Origin of the sequence: Amycolatopsis sp. NPDC051106, assembly GCF_040682775.1 — a bacterium.
In the GTDB taxonomy this organism is placed as follows: domain Bacteria; phylum Actinomycetota; class Actinomycetes; order Mycobacteriales; family Pseudonocardiaceae; genus Amycolatopsis.
In genome coordinates this window covers 1-18,610 of record NZ_JBFBBQ010000135.1, presented here as the reverse complement: position 1 = coordinate 18,610, position 18,610 = coordinate 1, and the positions used below count along the sequence as shown (strand labels likewise).

At 71.3% G+C, this 18,610-nt stretch carries 20 protein-coding genes; 15 read left to right on the top strand and 5 right to left on the bottom strand.

Translation table 11 applies throughout. The features are described from left to right. Positions 1-258: 258 nt before the first annotated feature. Complete coding sequence (locus tag AB0M83_RS45625; RefSeq protein WP_360677707.1) at positions 259-1,254, bottom strand: 4-hydroxy-3-methylbut-2-enyl diphosphate reductase; 996 nt, start codon at positions 1,252-1,254, stop codon at positions 259-261. A gap of 151 nt (positions 1,255-1,405) precedes the next feature. Between AB0M83_RS45625 and AB0M83_RS45620 the strand changes: the two genes are divergently transcribed. The 6 genes from AB0M83_RS45620 (at position 1,406) to AB0M83_RS45595 (ending at position 5,910) form a co-directional block, all read left to right on the top strand. Then, positions 1,406-2,158: a lipid droplet-associated protein gene (locus AB0M83_RS45620; RefSeq protein WP_364528032.1), complete on the top strand. Its 753-nt coding sequence runs from the start codon at positions 1,406-1,408 to the stop codon at positions 2,156-2,158. Continuing rightward, positions 2,155-3,390, top strand: a complete 1,236-nt coding sequence (gene xseA, locus AB0M83_RS45615) for an exodeoxyribonuclease VII large subunit (protein ID WP_364528029.1) — start codon at positions 2,155-2,157, stop codon at positions 3,388-3,390. The genes AB0M83_RS45620 and xseA overlap by 4 nt, the downstream gene beginning before the upstream one ends. Further along, positions 3,387-3,791: a hypothetical protein gene (locus tag AB0M83_RS45610; RefSeq protein WP_364528026.1), complete on the top strand. Its 405-nt coding sequence runs from the start codon at positions 3,387-3,389 to the stop codon at positions 3,789-3,791. The genes xseA and AB0M83_RS45610 overlap by 4 nt, the downstream gene beginning before the upstream one ends. Next, positions 3,788-4,015 carry an exodeoxyribonuclease VII small subunit gene (locus AB0M83_RS45605; RefSeq protein ID WP_364528024.1) on the top strand — a complete coding sequence of 76 codons (228 nt, stop codon included), beginning with the start codon at positions 3,788-3,790 and terminating at the stop codon, positions 4,013-4,015. The genes AB0M83_RS45610 and AB0M83_RS45605 overlap by 4 nt, the downstream gene beginning before the upstream one ends. A gap of 85 nt (positions 4,016-4,100) precedes the next feature. Beyond that, positions 4,101-5,150 (top strand): class II fructose-bisphosphatase, encoded by a 1,050-nt coding sequence (glpX, locus tag AB0M83_RS45600; RefSeq protein ID WP_364528021.1) that lies wholly within the window; start codon positions 4,101-4,103, stop codon positions 5,148-5,150. Between the two features lie 10 nt (positions 5,151-5,160). Then, positions 5,161-5,910, top strand: a complete 750-nt coding sequence (locus AB0M83_RS45595) for a serine protease (protein WP_364528018.1) — start codon at positions 5,161-5,163, stop codon at positions 5,908-5,910. Between the two features lies 1 nt (position 5,911). Here the strand turns inward: AB0M83_RS45595 and AB0M83_RS45590 are convergent, their stop codons facing one another. Then, positions 5,912-6,901 carry an NAD(P)/FAD-dependent oxidoreductase gene (locus AB0M83_RS45590; protein ID WP_364528015.1) on the bottom strand — a complete coding sequence of 330 codons (990 nt, stop codon included), beginning with the start codon at positions 6,899-6,901 and terminating at the stop codon, positions 5,912-5,914. A gap of 77 nt (positions 6,902-6,978) precedes the next feature. On the opposite strand from AB0M83_RS45590, the gene AB0M83_RS45585 reads away from it, so the two are divergent. Next, positions 6,979-7,602 (top strand): hypothetical protein, encoded by a 624-nt coding sequence (locus AB0M83_RS45585; protein WP_364528012.1) that lies wholly within the window; start codon positions 6,979-6,981, stop codon positions 7,600-7,602. A gap of 27 nt (positions 7,603-7,629) precedes the next feature. Beyond that, positions 7,630-9,027, top strand: coding sequence for a class II fumarate hydratase (locus tag AB0M83_RS45580; protein ID WP_364528009.1), 1,398 nt, complete (start codon positions 7,630-7,632; stop codon positions 9,025-9,027). A gap of 99 nt (positions 9,028-9,126) precedes the next feature. Here the strand turns inward: AB0M83_RS45580 and AB0M83_RS45575 are convergent, their stop codons facing one another. Continuing rightward, positions 9,127-10,152: an aldo/keto reductase gene (locus AB0M83_RS45575; protein WP_364528006.1), complete on the bottom strand. Its 1,026-nt coding sequence runs from the start codon at positions 10,150-10,152 to the stop codon at positions 9,127-9,129. A gap of 99 nt (positions 10,153-10,251) precedes the next feature. On the opposite strand from AB0M83_RS45575, the gene AB0M83_RS45570 reads away from it, so the two are divergent. From AB0M83_RS45570 to AB0M83_RS45545, 6 genes are all read left to right on the top strand, one after another. After that, positions 10,252-11,115, top strand: coding sequence for a helix-turn-helix transcriptional regulator (locus AB0M83_RS45570; RefSeq protein ID WP_364528003.1), 864 nt, complete (start codon positions 10,252-10,254; stop codon positions 11,113-11,115). Positions 11,116-11,191: 76 nt separating this feature from the next. Then, the gene (locus AB0M83_RS45565; RefSeq protein ID WP_364528000.1) at positions 11,192-12,724 is read left to right on the top strand and encodes an ATP-dependent DNA ligase; all 1,533 of its coding nucleotides are present in this window, start codon (positions 11,192-11,194) and stop codon (positions 12,722-12,724) included. Positions 12,725-12,861: 137 nt separating this feature from the next. Beyond that, positions 12,862-14,154, top strand: coding sequence for a S53 family peptidase (locus AB0M83_RS45560; protein ID WP_364527997.1), 1,293 nt, complete (start codon positions 12,862-12,864; stop codon positions 14,152-14,154). A 100-nt stretch (positions 14,155-14,254) separates the two neighbouring features. After that, a complete protein-coding gene (locus AB0M83_RS45555) occupies positions 14,255-14,749 on the top strand; it encodes a hypothetical protein (RefSeq protein ID WP_364527994.1) in 495 nt (164 codons plus the stop codon). A gap of 102 nt (positions 14,750-14,851) precedes the next feature. Then, on the top strand, positions 14,852-15,472 hold the full coding sequence (locus tag AB0M83_RS45550) for a Pr6Pr family membrane protein (RefSeq protein ID WP_364527991.1): 621 nt from the start codon (positions 14,852-14,854) through the stop codon (positions 15,470-15,472). Next, on the top strand, positions 15,469-16,092 hold the full coding sequence (locus tag AB0M83_RS45545; RefSeq protein ID WP_364527988.1) for an MBL fold metallo-hydrolase: 624 nt from the start codon (positions 15,469-15,471) through the stop codon (positions 16,090-16,092). The genes AB0M83_RS45550 and AB0M83_RS45545 overlap by 4 nt, the downstream gene beginning before the upstream one ends. Here AB0M83_RS45545 and AB0M83_RS45540 read toward each other — a convergent pair. Together AB0M83_RS45540 and AB0M83_RS45535 are read right to left on the bottom strand one after the other, a co-directional pair. Next, positions 16,089-16,583, bottom strand: coding sequence for a hypothetical protein (locus tag AB0M83_RS45540; protein ID WP_364527986.1), 495 nt, complete (start codon positions 16,581-16,583; stop codon positions 16,089-16,091). The genes AB0M83_RS45545 and AB0M83_RS45540 overlap by 4 nt on opposite strands. Continuing rightward, entirely contained in the window at positions 16,577-17,044 is a 468-nt protein-coding gene (locus tag AB0M83_RS45535) for a DUF309 domain-containing protein (RefSeq protein ID WP_364527983.1), read from the bottom strand. Before AB0M83_RS45535 ends, AB0M83_RS45540 begins: the two co-directional genes overlap by 7 nt. 67 nt (positions 17,045-17,111) lie before the next feature. Between AB0M83_RS45535 and AB0M83_RS45530 the strand changes: the two genes are divergently transcribed. Next, on the top strand, positions 17,112-18,551 hold the full coding sequence (locus tag AB0M83_RS45530) for a GuaB1 family IMP dehydrogenase-related protein (RefSeq protein WP_364527980.1): 1,440 nt from the start codon (positions 17,112-17,114) through the stop codon (positions 18,549-18,551). Positions 18,552-18,610: the final 59 nt, after the last annotated feature.

Below are 18,610 nucleotides of genomic sequence, written 5' to 3'. Positions count from 1 at the left end.
CAGCGGCACTGTCCTGAGTCAGACTCCGGCTTCCGCCCTGGAAAACGGGCTCCTGCGCATCACGTGCTCGCCGGCGGGTCTCGCGTGCTCGAGGACCGAACTCGCGTGATCAGAGCCGAAACTCGCGTGCGCGAAGGCCGCACTCGCGTGACTACAGGCGGAACTCACGTGATCGAAGACCGCACTCCGCCGCCGCAGTCCCCAACGCAGTTCGGCGGCGAGCCGCACCCGCGGCCCACCGCCGAACCGACGTAAACCTCAGACCTTCCGCAGCTCCTTCGGCGGCGCGAAGGTGATCTTCTCGTTCGCCGTCGTCACCTCGTCGACGTCGCCGTAACCCCGCTCCGCCAGCCAAGCGAGCAGCTCCATGACCAGCTCGTCCGGGACCGACGCCCCCGACGTGACACCCACCGTCGTCACGCCGGAAAGCCACGCCTCGTCGACCTCGTGCGCGAAGTCGACCAGGTACGACGCCCGCGCCCCCGCCTTCAGGGCCACCTCGACCAGGCGCTTCGAGTTGGACGAGTTCGTGGACCCGACCACCAGGACCAGGTCGCACTCCGCCGCCATCGCCTTGACCGCGACCTGGCGGTTCGTCGTCGCGTAGCAGATGTCGTCGCTCGGCGGGTCCGCCAAGCCCGGGAAGCGCTCGCGGAGCTGGTCGACGCGCTCCATCGTCTCGTCGACCGACAGCGTCGTCTGGGACAGCCAGATCACCTTCGACGGGTCGCGCACCTCGACCTTGTCGACGTCCTCCGCCTTGTCGACCAGCTGGACCTTGTCCGGCGCCTCGCCGGCCGTGCCCTCGACCTCTTCGTGGCCTTCGTGACCGATCAGCAGGATGTCGTAGTCGTCCTTCGCGAACCGGTTGACCTCCTTGTGCACCTTCGTCACCAGGGGGCAGGTCGCGTCGATCGTGCGCAGGTTCCGGTCGGCGGCCTCCGCGTGCACCATCGGGGAGACGCCGTGGGCGGAAAACACCACCAGCGCGCCCTCGGGCACCTCGGACGTCTCGTCGACGAAGATCGCGCCGCGCTCGCGCAGCGTGTCGACCACGTGCCGGTTGTGCACGATCTCCTTGCGGACGTACACCGGAGCGCCGTAGACCTCGAGGGCCTTCTCGACGGCGATCACCGCGCGGTCGACGCCGGCGCAGTAACCACGGGGCTTGGCGAGCAGCACCCGCTTGCCGGAAGCGGTGCCGGTGATCGTCGGGGTACCCGCGGGCTCGATTCCGGGACTCGCTGAACTCATGCCACCCAGGGTACGGGCAGCCCGGCAGCGAACTTGAAGTCCCTTTCGGGTGAGCTTCGTCCCTCTACCGTGCTGTGCGCGGGGTCACGCATTGCGCCCGAACCCACTCGTTCGGTTGGGCAGGATGGCCGATATGCGGCAGGCTGGACGCATGAAGCCATTCCCGCTCCCCCTCCGGGTCGCCGCGGGCCTCGCCGTCTCCACCGCCGAGCGGGTTCGTGAGCTTCCCCGGCAGCTCGCCGGGCTCCCGGTGACCGTGGTTAGCCAGGTGCTGCAGGCCTCCATGCGCGTCCAGCAGCACGTCACCGAGCTCGCGATCAAGGGCGACAACGCCCTGTCGAGCCTGCGCCCCGTCGAAGACACGCCCAGCTGGGCGACCTTCGACGAGGACCTTCCGTCCGACGCCCCGCCCGCACGCCCGGCCCCCGCGCCCGTCGCCGAGGTTCCCGAGCCGCGCTCGGAGATCAACGGTCACATTCCGTCAGCGGCCGAACTCGAAGCGGAACTGGGCGATCCGTGGGCCGAAGAGGAACGCGCGCTCGCCGAAGACCACGCCGACGGCGAGAACGACGCCCAGGAAGACGCCCCGGAACGACCCCACGAAGACGACACCAAGCCGAAGCCGGGCACACCCAAGGTCGACAAGAGGACCAAGAGCGAGACGCCCCGGACCAGCGCCGGCGGGTACGACGGCCCGGCCGGGCTGACCGGCTACGACCAGCTCACCCTCCCGCAGCTGCGGGCCCGCCTGCGCCAGCTCTCGATCGCCCAGCTCGAGACGATCCTCGAGTACGAGCGCGCGCACGCCGACCGCTCGTCCTTCACCGGGATGCTGTCACGCCGGATCGCCAACGCCCGCAAGGCCGAACAGGCCGGGGAAGACGGCCAAGAGAACGGCCAGTGACCGAAACCGAAGCGAGCACCGCCGAAAAGCCGTGGCCGGTGCGCACGGTCGCGCGCAAGATCGGCGACTGGGTCCACCGGCTCGGCAGCGTCTGGGTCGAAGGCCAGGTCACGCAGGTCAACTCCCGGCCGAACACGCAGACCGCGTTCCTCACGCTGCGCGACCCGTCGGCGGACGTCTCGATGTCCGTGACCTGCCCGAACTGGCTGATCCGCGAGATGGAACCGCCGTTGCGCGAGGGCGCGAGCGTCGTCGTGCACGCGAAGCCGTCGTTCTTCTTCGGCCGGGGCACGCTCAGCCTGCGCGCCGACCAGATCCGCGCGGTCGGCATCGGTGAGCTGCTGGCCCGCATCGAGCGCCTCAAGAAGCTGCTGACCGCCGAAGGGCTCTTCTCGGCGCAGCGCAAGCGGCCGATCCCGTTCCTGCCCCGAGGCGTCGGGCTGATCACCGGCCGCGCGTCGGCCGCCGAGCGGGACGTGCTGGTCAACGCGCAGACGCGGTGGCCGCACGTCCGGTTCAAGGTCATCAACACCGCCGTGCAGGGCTCGCAGGCGGTGCCGCAGGTCATGCGCGCGCTGCGCATCCTGGACGCCGACCCCGACATCGACGTCATCGTCATCGCCCGCGGCGGCGGCAGCGTCGAGGACCTGCTGCCGTTCTCCGACGAGGCGCTCTGCCGCGCGGTGTCGGCCGCGGGGACGCCGGTGGTCAGCGCCATCGGGCACGAACCCGACACCCCCCTGCTCGACTACGTCGCCGACCTGCGCTGCTCCACGCCGACCGACGCGAGCAAGCGGATCGTGCCGGACCACCGCGAGGAGACCGAGCGGGTCCGGCAGATGCGCGACCGCGGGCGCCGCGCCCTCCACGGCTGGGTCGACACGCAGGCGCGCCTGCTGACGCAGCTGCGCAGCCGCCCGTCGCTGGCCGACCCGCTCGGCCCGGTCCAGCGGCGCCAGGACGACGTCGACGTCCACCGTGAACGCGCGCGCCGCGCCATGCTGACGCTGCTCGCCAAGGACCAGGCCGAGCTCGCGAGCGCACGGGCCCGGCTGACCGCGCTGGGCCCGGCCGCGACGCTGGCCCGCGGCTACGCGGTCGTGCAGTTCCTCGACTCCGAAGGCAACCTCCAGGTACTCCGCTCCGTCTCCGAAGTCGAGGCCGGTGCCCAGCTGCGCGTGCGCGTGGGTGACGGCGCGATCGGCGCGGTGGCGGAAGGAGCACTGGAGTGACGCTGAAGGCGGCGACGTTCCTCCCCCTCACCCTGGACGCGGCCCGGCGCCTGGGCGCGCGTCCCCTGCTGGACCAGGCGATGCGCACCGACCGGGCGGCCGCCGAGTGCTGGACGGCACTGCTCGCCGGCTGCGGTGGCGCCGCCCGCCGCGAGCTGGGGCCGCAGCTGCGGCGGCTGTCCGAGGCGACGTCGACACAGGTCGGCTCGCGCTGGTGGTTCGCCGAGGGCGCCGGGCACCGCAAGCGCGTCGCGGGCGCGCAGGAGAACCTCGAAGAGGCGATCGCGGAGGGTGACGGGCAGGAGTTCGCCCTGGCGTTCGTCGGGTACGACCACGCCATGGCCAGCGCGGTAGTGTGCGCGCACAGCCCAAGCCGGAAGGTCGGAGAACGCCCAGCGTGAGTGAAGCAGCCAGCGAGGAACTCGGCTACGAGCAGGCCCGGGACCGCCTCGTCGAGGTCGTCCGCGAGCTCGAAGCCGGCGGTCTGTCCCTCGAGCAGTCGCTCGCGCTGTGGGAGAAGGGCGAGAAGCTCGCGAAGCTCTGTGAGCGCCATCTCGAAGGCGCCCGCGAACGCATCGAGGCTGCTCTGGCGTCCGTCGAGGACGAAACCGGCGACGGTCAGTGACGTTTGCCATGCCTTCGGCATCGGGAAACTCGGCGGGTATCTGACAGACTGTTGACCCGCCAGTTCCACGATCCGGGAGGCAATGATGTCCACCGCAGAGAGTCGTCGTGAAGCGCCCGACCGCAACCTCGCGATGGAACTGGTCCGGGTGACCGAGGCCGCCGCGATGGCGGCGGGCCGCTGGGTCGGCCGCGGCGACAAGATCGGCGGCGACGGCGCGGCCGTCGACGCGATGCGCCAGCTGGTGTCGACGGTGTCGATGCGCGGGGTCGTGGTGATCGGCGAGGGCGAAAAAGACGAAGCGCCCATGCTGTTCAACGGCGAAGAGGTCGGCAACGGCGACGGGCCGGACTGCGACGTCGCGGTCGACCCGGTCGACGGCACCACGCTGATGGCCAAGGGCATGCCCAACGCCCTCGCGGTGCTCGCGGTCGCCGAGCGCGGCGCGATGTTCGACCCGTCCGCGGTGTTCTACATGGAGAAGCTGGCCGTCGGGCCGGACGCGGCGGGCAAGGTCGAGCTCGGCGCGCCGATCGCGGAGAACATCCGGCGCGTCGCCAAGGCGAAGAACAGCAGCATCGGCGACGTCACCGTGTGCGTCCTCGACCGCCCGCGCCACGAGCAGATCATCAAGGAGATCCGGGACGCCGGCGCGCGGATCCGGTTCATCTCCGACGGCGACGTCGCGGGCGCGATCGCCGCCGCCCGCCCCACCACCGGCGTCGACATGCTGATCGGCATCGGCGGCACCCCCGAAGGCATCATCGCGGCCTGCGCGATGAAGTGCCTCGGCGGCGAGCTGCAGGGCCGGCTGTGGCCGAAGGACGACGCCGAGCGCGAGAAGGCCCTCGCCGCCGGCCACGACCTCGACCGCGTGCTGCTGAACGACGACCTCGTGCGCGGCGACAACGTCTTCTTCTGCGCGACCGGCGTCACCGACGGCGACCTGCTGCGCGGCGTCCACTACCGCGAGGGCGGCGCGACGACGCAGTCCATCGTGATGCGGTCCAAGTCCGGGACCGTCAGAATGATCGACGGCTACCACCGGCTGAACAAGCTGCGGGCGTACTCCTCGGTCAACTTCGACGGCCACCTGGACGCGCCCGACGACGACGTCGTTCCCCCGCTGCCGTAGAAGGAGTTCCGTGCCCAGGCGACTACTGGCCCTGCTGGTCCTGGTGTTCGCCCTGGTCCCCGCCACCGCGTCGGCCGAACCCGCCATCGTCGGAGGCGCCGTCGCGGATCAGCCTTACCCGTTCACGGTGTCGTTGCACTCCTCGTCGGGCAAGCTGTTCTGCGCCGGCGCGCTGATCACCCCCACCTGGGTGGTGACGGCCGCGCACTGCGCGTTCGACAAGACCCCGGCCGGGATCTCCGTGCGGGCGGGCACGAACGACGTGGGCCAGGGCGGCGAAGTCGCCCAGGTCGCCGGCATCGTCGTGAACCCGGCGTTCAACACCCAGAAGCCGGCGGGCGACATCGCGCTGCTGCGGCTGGCGGCACCGGCCGCGGCCGCGCCGATCGCGCTCGCGACGGCCGCGGCGCCGGGCACGGCCACCCGGATCCTCGGCTGGGGGCAGACCTGCCCGAAGGTCGACTGCGGCGACATCCCGACGAACCTGCAGCAGCTCGACACGCACATCGTCGAGGGCGCGAAGTGCACGGCGGGGTTCGACGGCACGGCCGAGCTGTGCACCGACAACCCCGGCGGCAAGTCCGGAGCGTGCTTCGGCGACTCGGGCGGTCCGGAGATCGTCCGCGAGGGCGACCACTGGCTGCTCGTCGGCGTCACCAGCCGGCCGGGCAACAACGACCCGGTGTGCGCCTCGGCGCCGTCGATCTACACGTCCGTCGTCGCGTACGCGCCGTGGATCGCGGAGAAGACGAAGGCCTGACCTACTCGGCGTTGCTGGAGTGGCCCGGGAACAGGTGGGCGTCCGGGTCGAGCGCGACGGCGATGTTGTTGACCGCCGTCGCGGCTTCGCCGAAGCCGGTCGCGATCAGCTTGACCTTCCCCGGGTACGCGGCGACGTCGCCGGCCGCGTAGACGCGTTCGCGCGCGGTCGCCATCGTCGAGTCGACGGCGATGGCGCGGTGGTCGATTTCCAGGCCCCAGCTCTCGATCGGGCCGAGGTCGGCGGTGAACCCGAGCGCCGCGACGACGGCGTTGGCGGGCAGCCGCTCCTCGCCGGCGCCCTTGATCGAGACGTCGACGGCTTCGAGCGCGCCGTTCGCGTCCTCGACGAACCGCGTGACCTCGGCGTCGGTGATGATCCGGGTGCCGAGTTCGCGCACCTGCCGGACGATCGACTCGGCGGCGCGGAACTTGGCGCGGCGGTGCACGAGCGTCACGCTCGCCGCGACCGGGCGCAGGGCGAGGATCCAGTCGAACGCCGAGTCGCCGCCGCCGACGACCACGACGTGCTGCCCCGCGTGCGCCTGCAGCGACGGGACGAAGTGGACCATGCCGCGGCCGAGCCAGCCGTCGCCGGCGGGCAGCGGACGCGGCGTGAACTCACCGATGCCCGCGGTGACGAGGACCGCGCGCGCACGCAGCGTCTCGCCGCCGTCCAGGGTCAGCTCGACGCCGTCCCCGAGGGTTTCGAGCTTTTCGGCCTTGCGCCCCAGCAGGTACTTCGGCTTCCACGGCGCGGCCTGCTGCACGAGGCCGTCGACCAGGTCGCGGCCCCGGATCTCGGCGAAGCCGCCGACGTCGTAGATCATCTTCTCGGGGTACATCGCCGTCACCTGGCCACCGGGTTCGGGCAGCGAGTCGACCACCGCCATGGAGAGGCCGCGGAACCCGGCGTAGTAGGCGGCGAACAGGCCGGTCGGGCCCGCGCCGATGATCACGAGGTCATAGGAGTCCCCAGAAGCTTCAGTCATGCTCGCTCCAGCCAGTGGTGGATGGCGGTGATCGAGAACACAGCCGATCCTAGCCGGATCGGAGTTCACTCGACGTCGTGCGACACCGGCGCCCCGACGACCGGCGCCCGCCGTGGGGCGTGCGTCGGACGCTGCTGAGCGCTGCCGCGGCGGTGGTGGGGCTCTCCGGCTGGTTCGCCTTGGTCATCCGGCTCGGGCTCCCGTCCGCCGAATCCGAAGCTTTGGTGTTCTTCGTCGCGGTTTCTTTCGTGGTCTTGCTCTTGCTCGGCCGCTGGCTGGCTCGCACGGGCGCGCTGCTCGTGACGCTCGGCCTCCTGCCGGTGTACGCGGTGTTCTTCGGTGGCTGGGCGGGGATCGGCGACGAAATCCTGCTTTCCCGCGGGAAGCCGGTCGACGCCGAGGTCGTGGCGGAATCCGTCCACCGCCTCAAGGCCGGGGTCGGCTACACGTACGACCTGCGGAACCCGGACGGCAGCCCGGGCTCGCTCGACCCTGGTGTGGGCACGCGGCTGGTGGTCGGCAGCCGGGTGGCGGTCGTCGAGGATCCTGACGGGCTCGTCGCGACCCAGCCGGCCGGGCGGCAGCATCCGACGGTGCCGCTGGTCTTCGCGTGCCTGGGCATCGCGGGACTGCTCGCCGCGGTGACCGTGACCGCGGTGATCGGCGAGCGGCGCAGGGTGCGCAACGCCACCACGCGATAACCCGCGATCAGGTCCAGAATCGGGGGCATGGCTGACCAGGAATACCGGATCGAACACGACACGATGGGCGAGGTCCGCGTGCCGGCCGACGCGCTCTACCGCGCGCAGACCCAGCGGGCCGTCGAGAACTTCCCCATCTCCGGCCGGGGCCTGGAGCGCGCCCAGATCCGCGCGCTCGGCCTGCTCAAGGCCGCCGCCGCGCGCGTGAACCTCAAGCTGGGTGTGCTCGACGCCGACGTCGCGAACGCCATCGCGGCCGCCGCCGACGAAGTCGCCGAGGGTGCCCACGACGCGCACTTCCCGATCGACGTCTTCCAGACCGGCTCGGGGACGTCGTCGAACATGAACGCCAACGAGGTCATCGCGACGCTCGCGTCCCGCGCCCTCGGCCGCGATGTGCACCCGAACGACCACGTCAACGCCTCGCAGTCGTCCAACGACACCTTCCCGACGACCATCCACGTCGCCGCCACCGAAGCCGTCCTCAAGGACGTCATCCCGGCGCTCGAGTACCTCGCCGGCGCCATCGAGGTGCGCGCCGCGGAGTGGGCCGACGTCGTGAAGTCCGGCCGCACGCACCTGATGGACGCCGTGCCCATCACCCTCGGCCAGGAGGCCGGCGCGTGGGCGTCGCAGGTCCGCTTCGGCGTCGAACGGCTGAAGTCCGGCCTGCCGCGGCTGGGTGAGCTGCCGATCGGCGGTACGGCCGTCGGGTCGGGGCTCAACGCGCCGGACGGCTTCGGCTCGAGCGTCGCGGCCGAGCTCGCCACGGTGACCGGGCTGCCGCTGACCGAGGCCCGCGACCACTTCGAGGCGCAGGCGACGCAGGACAGCGTCGTCGAGACCTCCGGGCACCTGCGCACGATCGCCGTGTCGCTCAACAAGATCGCGAACGACCTGCGCTGGCTGGGTTCCGGCCCGCGCACCGGCCTGGCCGAGCTCGCGCTGCCGGATTTGCAGCCGGGCTCGTCGATCATGCCGGGCAAGGTGAACCCGGTGATCCCGGAGGCGACGCTGCAGGTGGTGGCGCAGGTGATCGGCAACGACGCGGCCGTCGCCTTCGCGGGCGCCGCGGGCAACTTCCAGCTGAACGTCAACCTGCCGGTGATCGCCCGCAACGTCCTCGAGTCGGCGCGCCTGATCGCGGCGGTGTCGCGGTTGCTGGCGGACAAGGTCTTCGCGGGCATCACCGTGAACACCGAGCGCACGCGCACCTACGCCGAAGGTTCGCCGTCGATCGTGACGCCGTTGAACAAGTACATCGGCTACGAAGAGGCCGCCGCGGTCGCGAAGCAGGCGTTGAAGGAGCTGAAGACGATCCGCGAGGTGGTCCTCGAGCGCGGGTACGTGAAGGACGGCAAGCTCACCGAAGAGCAGCTCGACGAAGCGCTCGACGTCCTCCGCATGGCCCGCGGCGGCAAGTGAAATCCCCGTGAGGTGACGCATCTTTCCTAGGGAAAGTGCCGCCCGCGGGCCCTCAAAACGCATCTTTCCCCGAGAAAGTGGCGCTTCGGGGGTGGCTCGCTACCGCCGGCGCAGGCGCTTGTCCGCCAGCGCCGGCGGGGTGTAGTCCTTCTCGGCCGGGTTGAGGTCCGTGCCCGGCGGGACGATTTCGTCGATCCGGTCCAGCACCTCCTCGTCCAGCACCAGGTCGGCGCCCGCCAGCAGATCGTCGAGCTGGGCGGGTGTGCGCGGGCCGATGATCGCCGACGTCACGCCCGGGTGCGCCCGGACGAACGCCGTCGCCAGGTGCGTGAGCGGGCGGCCGAGGTCGTCGGCGATCTTCTTCAGCTGCGCGATCGCCTCGAACTTGACGGCGTTCGCGGGCAGCGCCGGGTCGAACTTGTGCGCCTGCAGCGTCCGGCGCCCCTCGGAAAGGTCCACATCGGACGGTTGGCCGTAGCGACCCGACAGCCAGCCGCTCGCCAAGGGGCTCCACGTCAGCACGCCCATGCCGTACTTCTGCGCGGTCGGCAGCACGGCCGCCTCGACCGCCCGGTTGAAGATCGAGTACGGCGGCTGCTCGGCGCGGAACCGCGCCAGGCCGCGCTTTTCCGCCACCCACTGGGCTTCCACGATCTGCTCGGCCGGGAAGTCCGACGACCCGATCGCACGCACCTTCCCGGACCGCACGAAGTCCGTCAGCACCGAAAGCGTTTCCTCGATGTCCGTCGCCGGGTCGGGCCGGTGGACCTGGTAGAGGTCGACGTGGTCGGTGTCGAGGCGCCGGAGGCTGTCGTCCAGCGCGCGGGTCAGCCAACGCCGGGACAGGCCGCCCTGATTGGGGTCGGAACCCATCGGAAAGAAGCCCTTGGTGGCCAGCACGACCTCGTCGCGGCGGCCCTTCAGCGCCTTTCCGACGATCCGCTCGTTCTCACCGTCGCTGTACATGTCCGCGGTGTCCCAGAAGTTCACGCCGGCGTCGAGCGCGGTGTGCAGCATCCGGACGCCCTCTTCGTGGTCCGGGTTGCCCCACTTGCCCAGCATCATCGCGCCGAACGCGTATTCGCTGACCGAGATGCCCGTGCCGCCCAGAATTCGTCGTTTCATGCCACCACCTTGGAAGCCGCGAGACGGCCGGACCAGGTCACGCGCAACCTGGGTCTGCCAGTACCAGGCGGGGAGCCGCGAGCCGGGGATACTGGAGGCATGAGTGACGCAGCCGAGCTGGGCGCCTTCCTGAAGGCGCGCCGCGCCGCACTGGACCCCGCCGACCTGGGCCTCCCGCCCGGGATCACGCAGCGGCGGGTCAAGGGCCTGCGCCGCGAGGAGCTGGCGCAGCTGTCCGGCATCAGCGTCGACTACTACACGCGGCTGGAGCAGGGCCGCGCGAAGAACGTCTCGGACGCGGTCCTCGACGCGCTGGCCCGCGCCCTGCGCCTCAACGCCGGCGAGGAGTCCTACCTGCGCAACCTCGCCGCGCCGAAGCGCCGTGACGGGCGCGCGCCGCAGCGGGTCCGGCCTGAACTGCAGCAGCTGCTCGACGCCATCCAGGCGCCGGCGTTCGTCTTCGGCCGGTACATGGACGTGCTCGCCTGGAACGCGCTCGGCGGCGCGGTCGCGTTCGCCTTCGCCGACCTCGAAGAGCGCAACATGCCGAAGCTCATCTTCACCGACGAGCGCGCGAAGGAACTGCACCCGGAGTACGACGCCGTCTGCCGCGAGCTCGTCGCGAACCTGCGCGCGGAGAGCGGCCGTCACCCCGGCGACCCGCGGTTCGCCCAGCTCATCGGCGAACTCTCGCTGGCGAGCGAGCAGTTCCGGAAGCTGTGGGCCGAGCACGCGGTGCGGGAGAAGGCGCAGGGGTGGAAGGTGCTGCGGAACCCCGTCGTCGGCGAGCTGCGGCTGCGCTACGAGACGCTGCGCCTGCCCCAGGACCCCGACCAGGGCATGGTCGTCTACCACGCCGAGCCGGGCTCGGAGACCGAACGCGCGCTGGGCCTCCTGGCCAGCTGGATCGCTTCCGATGAACGACCGGTGAGCACTCGGTCGTCGCGATCCCACTCCGGGTGAGCGCTTCACCCCGTCCGCACCAGGCCGGACATCCGACCGACAGGAAATTGTCGGTGGTCCGGGTCATGATGTCCGGGTGTTGCTGAGCGAGTTGGTCCGGGCGTCCGCCGAGCTGGCGGCGACGAGGTCCAGGAAGGCGAAGATCGCCCTCCTGGCCGAAGTGCTGCGCGCCGCCGAGGTCGGTGAGCTGCCGGTGGTGATCGCGTACCTGACCGGGCAGACGGCGCAGGACCGGCTGGGTGCGGGCTGGCGCACCCTGGCCGGGCTGGGCGCCGGCTCGGTCTCCGCGCCGGAGGTGACGGTCACCGAGGTCGACGCGGCACTCACCGCGGCGGCCGGCGTCGCGGCGGGCACGGGTTCCGCGACGCGGCGGCAAGAGGTCCTGCGGGCGTTGTTCGAGCGGCTCACGAAGGACGAGCAGCAGTTCCTGTTCCGGCTGGTCACCGGCGAACTGCGGCAGGGCGCGTTGGAAGGCGTGATGGTCGACGCGGTCGCGGCGGCGGCCGAGGTGCCGGCCGAGGACGTGCGGCGGGCGTTCATGCTGTCCGGGAAGCTGGGCGTCACCGGGGTCGCGGCGATGACCGGCGGGCCGGCCGCGCTGGCGGAGTTCCGGCTCACGCTCGGCACGCCGATCAGGCCGATGCTCGCGTCGCCGGCGGAGTCGCTGGACGAGGCGGTCGCCGAGCACGCCGAGGCGATCGTCGAGTACAAGATGGACGGTGCGCGGATCCAGGTGCACCGCCAGGGTGACGAGGTGCACGTCTGGACGCGGACGCTGCGCGAGATCACCGGGAGCGTCCAGGAGCTGGTCGAGCTCGTGCGGGCGCTGCCGTGCGAATCGGTGGTGCTGGACGGCGAAACGCTCGCCCTGACCGACGCGGGGCGGCCGCGGCCGTTCCAGGACACGATGAGCCGGTTCGGCAGCACGCGCGAGGAGCAGGTCAAGGCGTTGCTGCTGCGGCCGTACTTCTTCGACTGCCTGCACCTCGACGGCGTCGACCTGCTGGACGCGCCGCTGTCCGAGCGCAACGCGGCGCTGCGCAAGGTCGCCGGGGCGCACGTGATCCCCGGCGAGGTCGGGGTGGCGGGGGCGGCCGCCGTGCTGGAGGCGGCGATGGAAGCCGGGCACGAAGGGGTGATGGTCAAGGACCTGGCGTCGCCGTACGCGGCGGGGCGGCGCGGGCGGGCGTGGCTGAAGGTCAAGCCGGTGCACACGATCGACCTGGTGGTGCTCGCGGCGGAGTGGGGTCACGGGCGGCGAACGGGCATGCTGTCGAACCTGCACCTGGGCGCGCGCGACCCGGACGGCGGCCCGCCGATCATGGTGGGCAAGACCTTCAAGGGCATGACCGACGAGCTGCTGGCGTGGCAGACGAGGACGTTCCAGGAGATCGAGACCCACCGCGACGACTGGACGGTGTACGTCCGCCCGGAGATCGTGGTGGAGATCGAGCTGGACAGCGCCCAGGTGAGCACGCGCTACCCCGGCGGCCTGGCGCTGCGGTTCGCGCGGGTGGTCCGCTACCGCCCGGACAAGGACCCGGCGGACGCGGACACGATCGACACGGTCCGCGGCCTCCTCCACGGCGACCGCTCGGAAGGGAGCTGACGACGAAGGTCTCGATCACGACATCGCGCGTCTTCGGGGTGCTTTCCTCGTAAAAGGAAAGACGAAAGTCGATGTTGCCTCCTCCCCGTCGTGAGCAGAGTGGCTGACGGAGTTTCCTTCGGCCAGGGGAGAAAAGCATGAGATTGCGCGCTGTGTCCGGCTTGCTCGCGAGCACCACCCTGCTCGTGACGGCGTTCGCGGCACCCTCCGGCGCCTCGCCCGTGCCGAGCACGCCGGACGCCGGGCACCAGCCGTCGAAGCACCACTTCTCGGCGGCCGCGCAGTCGTTCGTCGGCGCCGACACCGTGCAGAAGCGCGTCGCCAAGCTGGAGGCGGCGATGGCGACGCTGCCGAAGGAGAGCACCGCGTACAACGCGACGAAGCTGTGGAACGCCGGCATCACCGGCGCGGGCAGCACCGTCGCGACGCTGGTGTCCTTCGGCGACGACCAGGTCAAGCAGGTCCTCGACACGTACTCGAAGAACCACGGCCTGCCGCCGGCGAACGTCGAGGTCATCGAGCCGTCCGGCGCGGTGCCCGCGTGCACCGACCCCGGCGTCGACACCGCCACCTGCCAGGGCTGGGGCGGCGAGACCGACCTCGACGTCACGATGATGCACGCCATGGCGCCGAACGCGAAGATCATCGTCGCGGCGACGCCGGTCGCGGAGACGCAGGGCTTCACCGGCCTGCCCGAGATGATGCACGCCGTCGACTACCTGACCGAGCACAAGCTGACCGACGTCATCTCGATGAGCTTCGGCACGACCGAAGAGAACTTCCCGTCGTTCGACTCGATCAAGACGCTCGACCCGGCGCTCGACCGCGCGAGCAAGGCCGGGATCACGATGGTCGCCTCCTCCGGAGACGACGGCCCGACCGGCGGTTACCTCTACGGCCCGGGCAACTACCCGTACCGCGTCGCGAGCTGGCCGGCGTCCGACCCGCGCGTCACGACGCTGGGCGGCACGCAGCTGCACCTCGACGCGAACGGCGACCGCACCAAGGCGGACGACGTCGTGAACGTCGCCGACAACGGCTTCTCCGAAGGCGCCGGGCTGTCGAAGGCCTACGCGCGGCCGAACTGGCAGGACGGCGTCAAGAAGATCACCGGCAGCAAGATGCGCTCGTTCCCGGACATCAGCATGGAAGGCGTGTACGGCACGTCGCAGTCCGCGCCGCTGTTCGCCGGCGTGCTCGCGCTGGCGGTGCAGGCCAAGCACGGCAAGCTCGGCCAGATCAACCCGGCGCTGTACACGAAACTCGGCCCGGCCGGCCCGAAGGCGGGCATCGTCGACGTGACCGAAGGCGACAACAGCCAGGACGGCGTCACCGGCTTCACCGCGGCGAAGGGCTTCGACATCGCCAGCGGCTGGGGCACGGTCGACGCGTCGGTCTTCGTTCCCGCACTGGTGAAAGCACTGCGCTGACCATTTCACCGAAATCGCCGGCATTCGGTTTGTTCGACGCGGAAACTCCTGCCGCTGTCAGGAATTTTCCCCACAGAGCGGGAAGGCGTCCCTCAGTACGATGCTGCTCCTCGGAAGACCCGCCCACTCCCCGGGCGGGCGTGGAGGAGTAGAAGTGGCAAGCAAGGAAGAGCTGAAAGCGGCGATCCACAACGCTTTCGACGCGGCCGTCGCCGACGGGACGAGCTACACCAAGGTGTACGCCGCGGAAATCAAGCAGAAGAACTTCATCGTTTTCCGCACCACCACCGTAAGCAATTTCGCAGTGGGTTTCCGGCCGGGACAGACCGACCTCGTGATCGTGCCGCTCGAAGAAAAGAGCGGCACGGTCACGGCGGGCACCCCGCTGACGATCACGGACGCGAACCGGGCGTCGGTCAAGAAGCGTGATCTTCAGGGCCGGTTCGTGATCAAGACGACGGAGGGGCAGAGCTTCAAGCTCAGCATCCTCCCCTCCGTGCCGAAGCTTCTCGCGGCCGGCTACCAGCTGCCCGTCGAGCAGAAAGCCGAGTACGAGGCGTTCACCACCCTCCGGGACGCCCTCACCACGGCCTGACGACCGAGCGCCCCGGTGCCGGACAGCACCGGGGCGCCTCCGGAACCCCGGATGACCGGCTCGACTCGATCGAGTTGTCCACAGTGGAACTATCCTCCGGTGATGCGCAGCGAAAAGCTCACCCGCGCCTGGTTCGCGGTCACCGCCGTGGTCGCGCTGACCGGGCTCGTCGCCCAGGTGGTCGCCACCGCGACGGATCCCGGCGGCCGGGTCGCGAACCTGCTCTGCTTCTTCACCATCGACTCGAACCTGCTGGTCGCCGCTACCTCGTCGCTCGTGGCCCTGGGCGCCCCGCGCAAGACGCTGTTCGCCGTGCTCTGGCTCGACGCGCTGGTCGGCATCATCGTGACGGGCATCGTCTACCAGGTCGCCCTCGCCGGCCTGTACGAGCTGCACGGGCTTTCCCTGTTCTCCGACATCGTGCTGCACAAGGTCACGCCGATCCTGTTCGTGCTCGGCTGGCTCGTCGCCGGCCCGCGCGGCGCCCTGACCTGGCGCGCGGCCGGCTGGTCGCTGCTCTACCCGCTGGCCTGGCTCGCGTTCACGCTGCCGCGCGGCGCGGTCACCGGCTTCTACCCGTACCCGTTCGTCGACGCCGCCGCGCTCGGCTACGGCCGCGTGACGCTCAACTGCGTCGTCATCGGCCTGTTCTTCACCGCGCTCGCCCTCGGCGCGCTCCTGCTCGACCGTCGGCTGCGCACCACGTTAGGGTCGGGCACATGACGGCGATCGTGCAGAACCTGGTGACGTCCGGCACCTTCCAGCTCGACGGGGGCAGCTGGGACGTCGACAACAACGTGTGGATCGTGGGCGACGACACGGCGGTGATCGTGATCGACGCGGCCCACGACGCGAAGGCGATCGAAAACGTCATCGGCGAGCGGAAGCTGGCGGCGATCGTCTGCACCCACGCGCACAACGACCACGTCAACGCGGCCCCGGAGCTCGCCGCCGCCACCGGAGCGCCGATCCTGCTGCACCCGGACGACCGCGTCCTCTGGGACCAGACCCACCCGGACCGCGCGCCGGACGGCGAGCTGGCGGACGGCCAGACGATCACGATCGCCGGCACGGCGCTGCGCGTCATCCACACGCCGGGGCACGCGCCGGGCGCGGTGTGCCTGTACGCGGAGAAGCTGGGCGTGCTGTTCACCGGCGACACGCTGTTCCAAGGCGGCCCCGGCGCCACCGGACGGTCCTATTCGGACTACCCGACGATCGTGAAGTCCATCCGCGAGAAGCTGTTCGTCCTCCCGGAGGCGACGAGGGTGCACACGGGCCACGGCGACGGCACGACCCTCGGCGCGGAGAAGGCCGCCTCGAACGGCTGGGACGCGGCCTAGGAGGTGTGCTTCCGGGCGACGAGGGCGAACTCCTCGATCGCCCGGTCCAGCTCGACCACGGCGTCCCGGACGGCCGCCGGCAGCACGACCCGGGTGAACTCGCCCCCGTCGTCCGGGGCGTGCCGCACGTGGTGCAGGTCCATGTCCTTGCGCCGCACGCCCCTGGCCGCCTCCACGAGCTCGTCCGGGCCGCTCATCACCAGGAGCCCGAGCAGGGACCGCATCTCCGCCCGCACCGTGTAGTACTCGTCTTCGTAGCCCGCCATCCGCTCGGCGTCCGCGCCCTGGCGGTGGCTGACGTTGATGCTGACCAGGTGCTGGCGCGCCCGGGCAGCGGCTTCGATGTACTTGCCGCAGCGGTCGGCGCGGTCCTGGCGCAGCTTCGCCCGCCGGGCGGCGTTGAGCTTCAGCGGCTCGAGCAGCGCACCCAGGGTCACGCCGACCAGCGACGCCACCGCGGCGATGCCCGCGGCGCCGACGGCCGTCAGCACGTCAACCGCGGCGCGCTCGGCGACACCCGTACGCGCTGCTTCGCCTCTTCGGCCAGCGTGAGCGCCCACTGCTGCAGGCCGGCGACGTCGATGCCGTGCGGTGGCTCGCTCCGGAACGGCTCGATGTTCGCCGCTCCGCGCTCCAGCAGTGACGCCGCCCCCGCCAGGTTGCCGCGCGCCGCGTGCGTCAGCCCGACCGCGAGCTGGGCGAGCCCGCGCCACAGCTCGCGGTCGGGCCCGTCCGTCGTCTTCCACGCGTCCTCGAAGACCTCGTGCGCGTGGAACGGCTTGCCGTCGTCGAGGAGCTGCTGAGCTTCCGCAAGCGTTTGCGCCGGGGTCCTCGCGATGCCTTCCGGCTGGCGCTCGACGCCGGCGGCGCCGTACGGCAGCGGCCGGCCGAGGCCGTCGCGCGGCCGTGCGTTGCGTGCCCGTCCCTCGGTGTCCCGGTCGCGGCGGCTCATGCCCCGATCCTGCCACGGGCCCGGCCGCGTTCGCCGTCTCGCGGCGGGCCACGTAGCCTGGGGACTCGTGCGTTTCCTCGACGGCCACCGGCCCGCTCACGACCTGACCTACGACGACGTGTTCCTGCTGCCGAACCGTTCGGACGTGGAGTCCCGCTTCGACGTCGACCTCTCCACCGCGGACGGCACCGGCGCGACCATCCCGATCGTCGTCGCCAACATGACCGCGGTCGCCGGCCGCCGGATGGCCGAGACGGTCGCCCGCCGCGGAGGGCTGGTGGTGCTCCCTCAGGACGTGGACAGCGCCGCCGTCGCCGAGATCGTCGGCTGGGTGAAGAGCCGCCACACCGTCTGGGACACCCCGCTGGTGCTGACCGGCGGCGACGCCGTGGCCGACGCCCTCAACCTGGTCCACAAGCGCGCTCACGGCGCCGTCGTGGTCGTCGACGGCGAAGGCCGCCCGGTCGGCATCGTGGACGAAGCGGCCTGCGCGGGTGTCGACCGCTTCGCGCGTCTCGCCGACGTCGCGCAGCCCCCGGCCGTCGCGGTGCCACTGACCACGCCGGCGCGCGAGGTCTTCGAGCAGCTCCACAGCCACGGCGCGCCCCTCGCGCTCGGCCTGGACGCGGACGGCCGCCTCGCGGGCGTGCTGACCGCCGTCGGGGCGCTGCGCGCGGACATCTACACCCCGGCCGTCGACGGCGCGGGCAAGCTGCGCGTCGCCGCCGCGGTCGGCGTCAACGGCGACGTCGCGGCGAAGGCCGAAGCCGTGCTCGGCTCGGGCGTCGACGTGCTGGTCGTCGACACCGCGCACGGGCACCAGGAGAAGATGATCGCCGCGCTGAAGGCCGTCCGGTCGGTGTCGCCGCAGGTCCCGGTGGTCGCCGGGAACGTCGTGACCGCCGAGGGCACGCGCGACCTGATCCAGGCCGGCGCCGACGTCGTCAAGGTCGGCGTGGGGCCGGGCGCGATGTGCACGACGCGGATGATGACCGGCGTGGGCCGCCCGCAGTTCTCCGCGGTCGCCGAGTGCGCGGCCGCCGCGCGCGAGCTGGGCAAGCACGTCTGGGCCGACGGCGGGGTGCGCCACCCGCGCGACGTCGCGCTGGCGCTGGCCGCGGGCGCGTCCGCGGCGATGGTCGGCTCGTGGTTCGCCGGCACCTACGAATCCCCCGGTGACCTGCGGTTCGACGAGCAGGGCCGGCCATACAAGGAGTCGTTCGGCATGGCGTCGAAGCGGGCCGTCGGCGCTCGGACGCGCACCGACAACGTCTTCGACCGCGCGCGCAAGGCCCTGTTCGAGGAGGGCATCTCGTCGTCGCGGATGGCGCTCGACCCGCAGCGCCCGGGCGTGGAGGACCTGCTGGACTCGATCGGCTCGGGTGTCCGCTCGTCGTGCACGTACGCGGGCGCGCGCACCCTGGAGGAGTTCCACGAGCGGGCCCTGCTGGGCGTCCAGTCGGCGGCGGGCTTCGCGGAGGGCCGCCCCCTCCCCTCAGGCTGGTGAAAGCCGTGAAGGCCTCCTTACCGGCCTTGAGAGCGGTTAAGTTGGCCTTCACGGCTTGG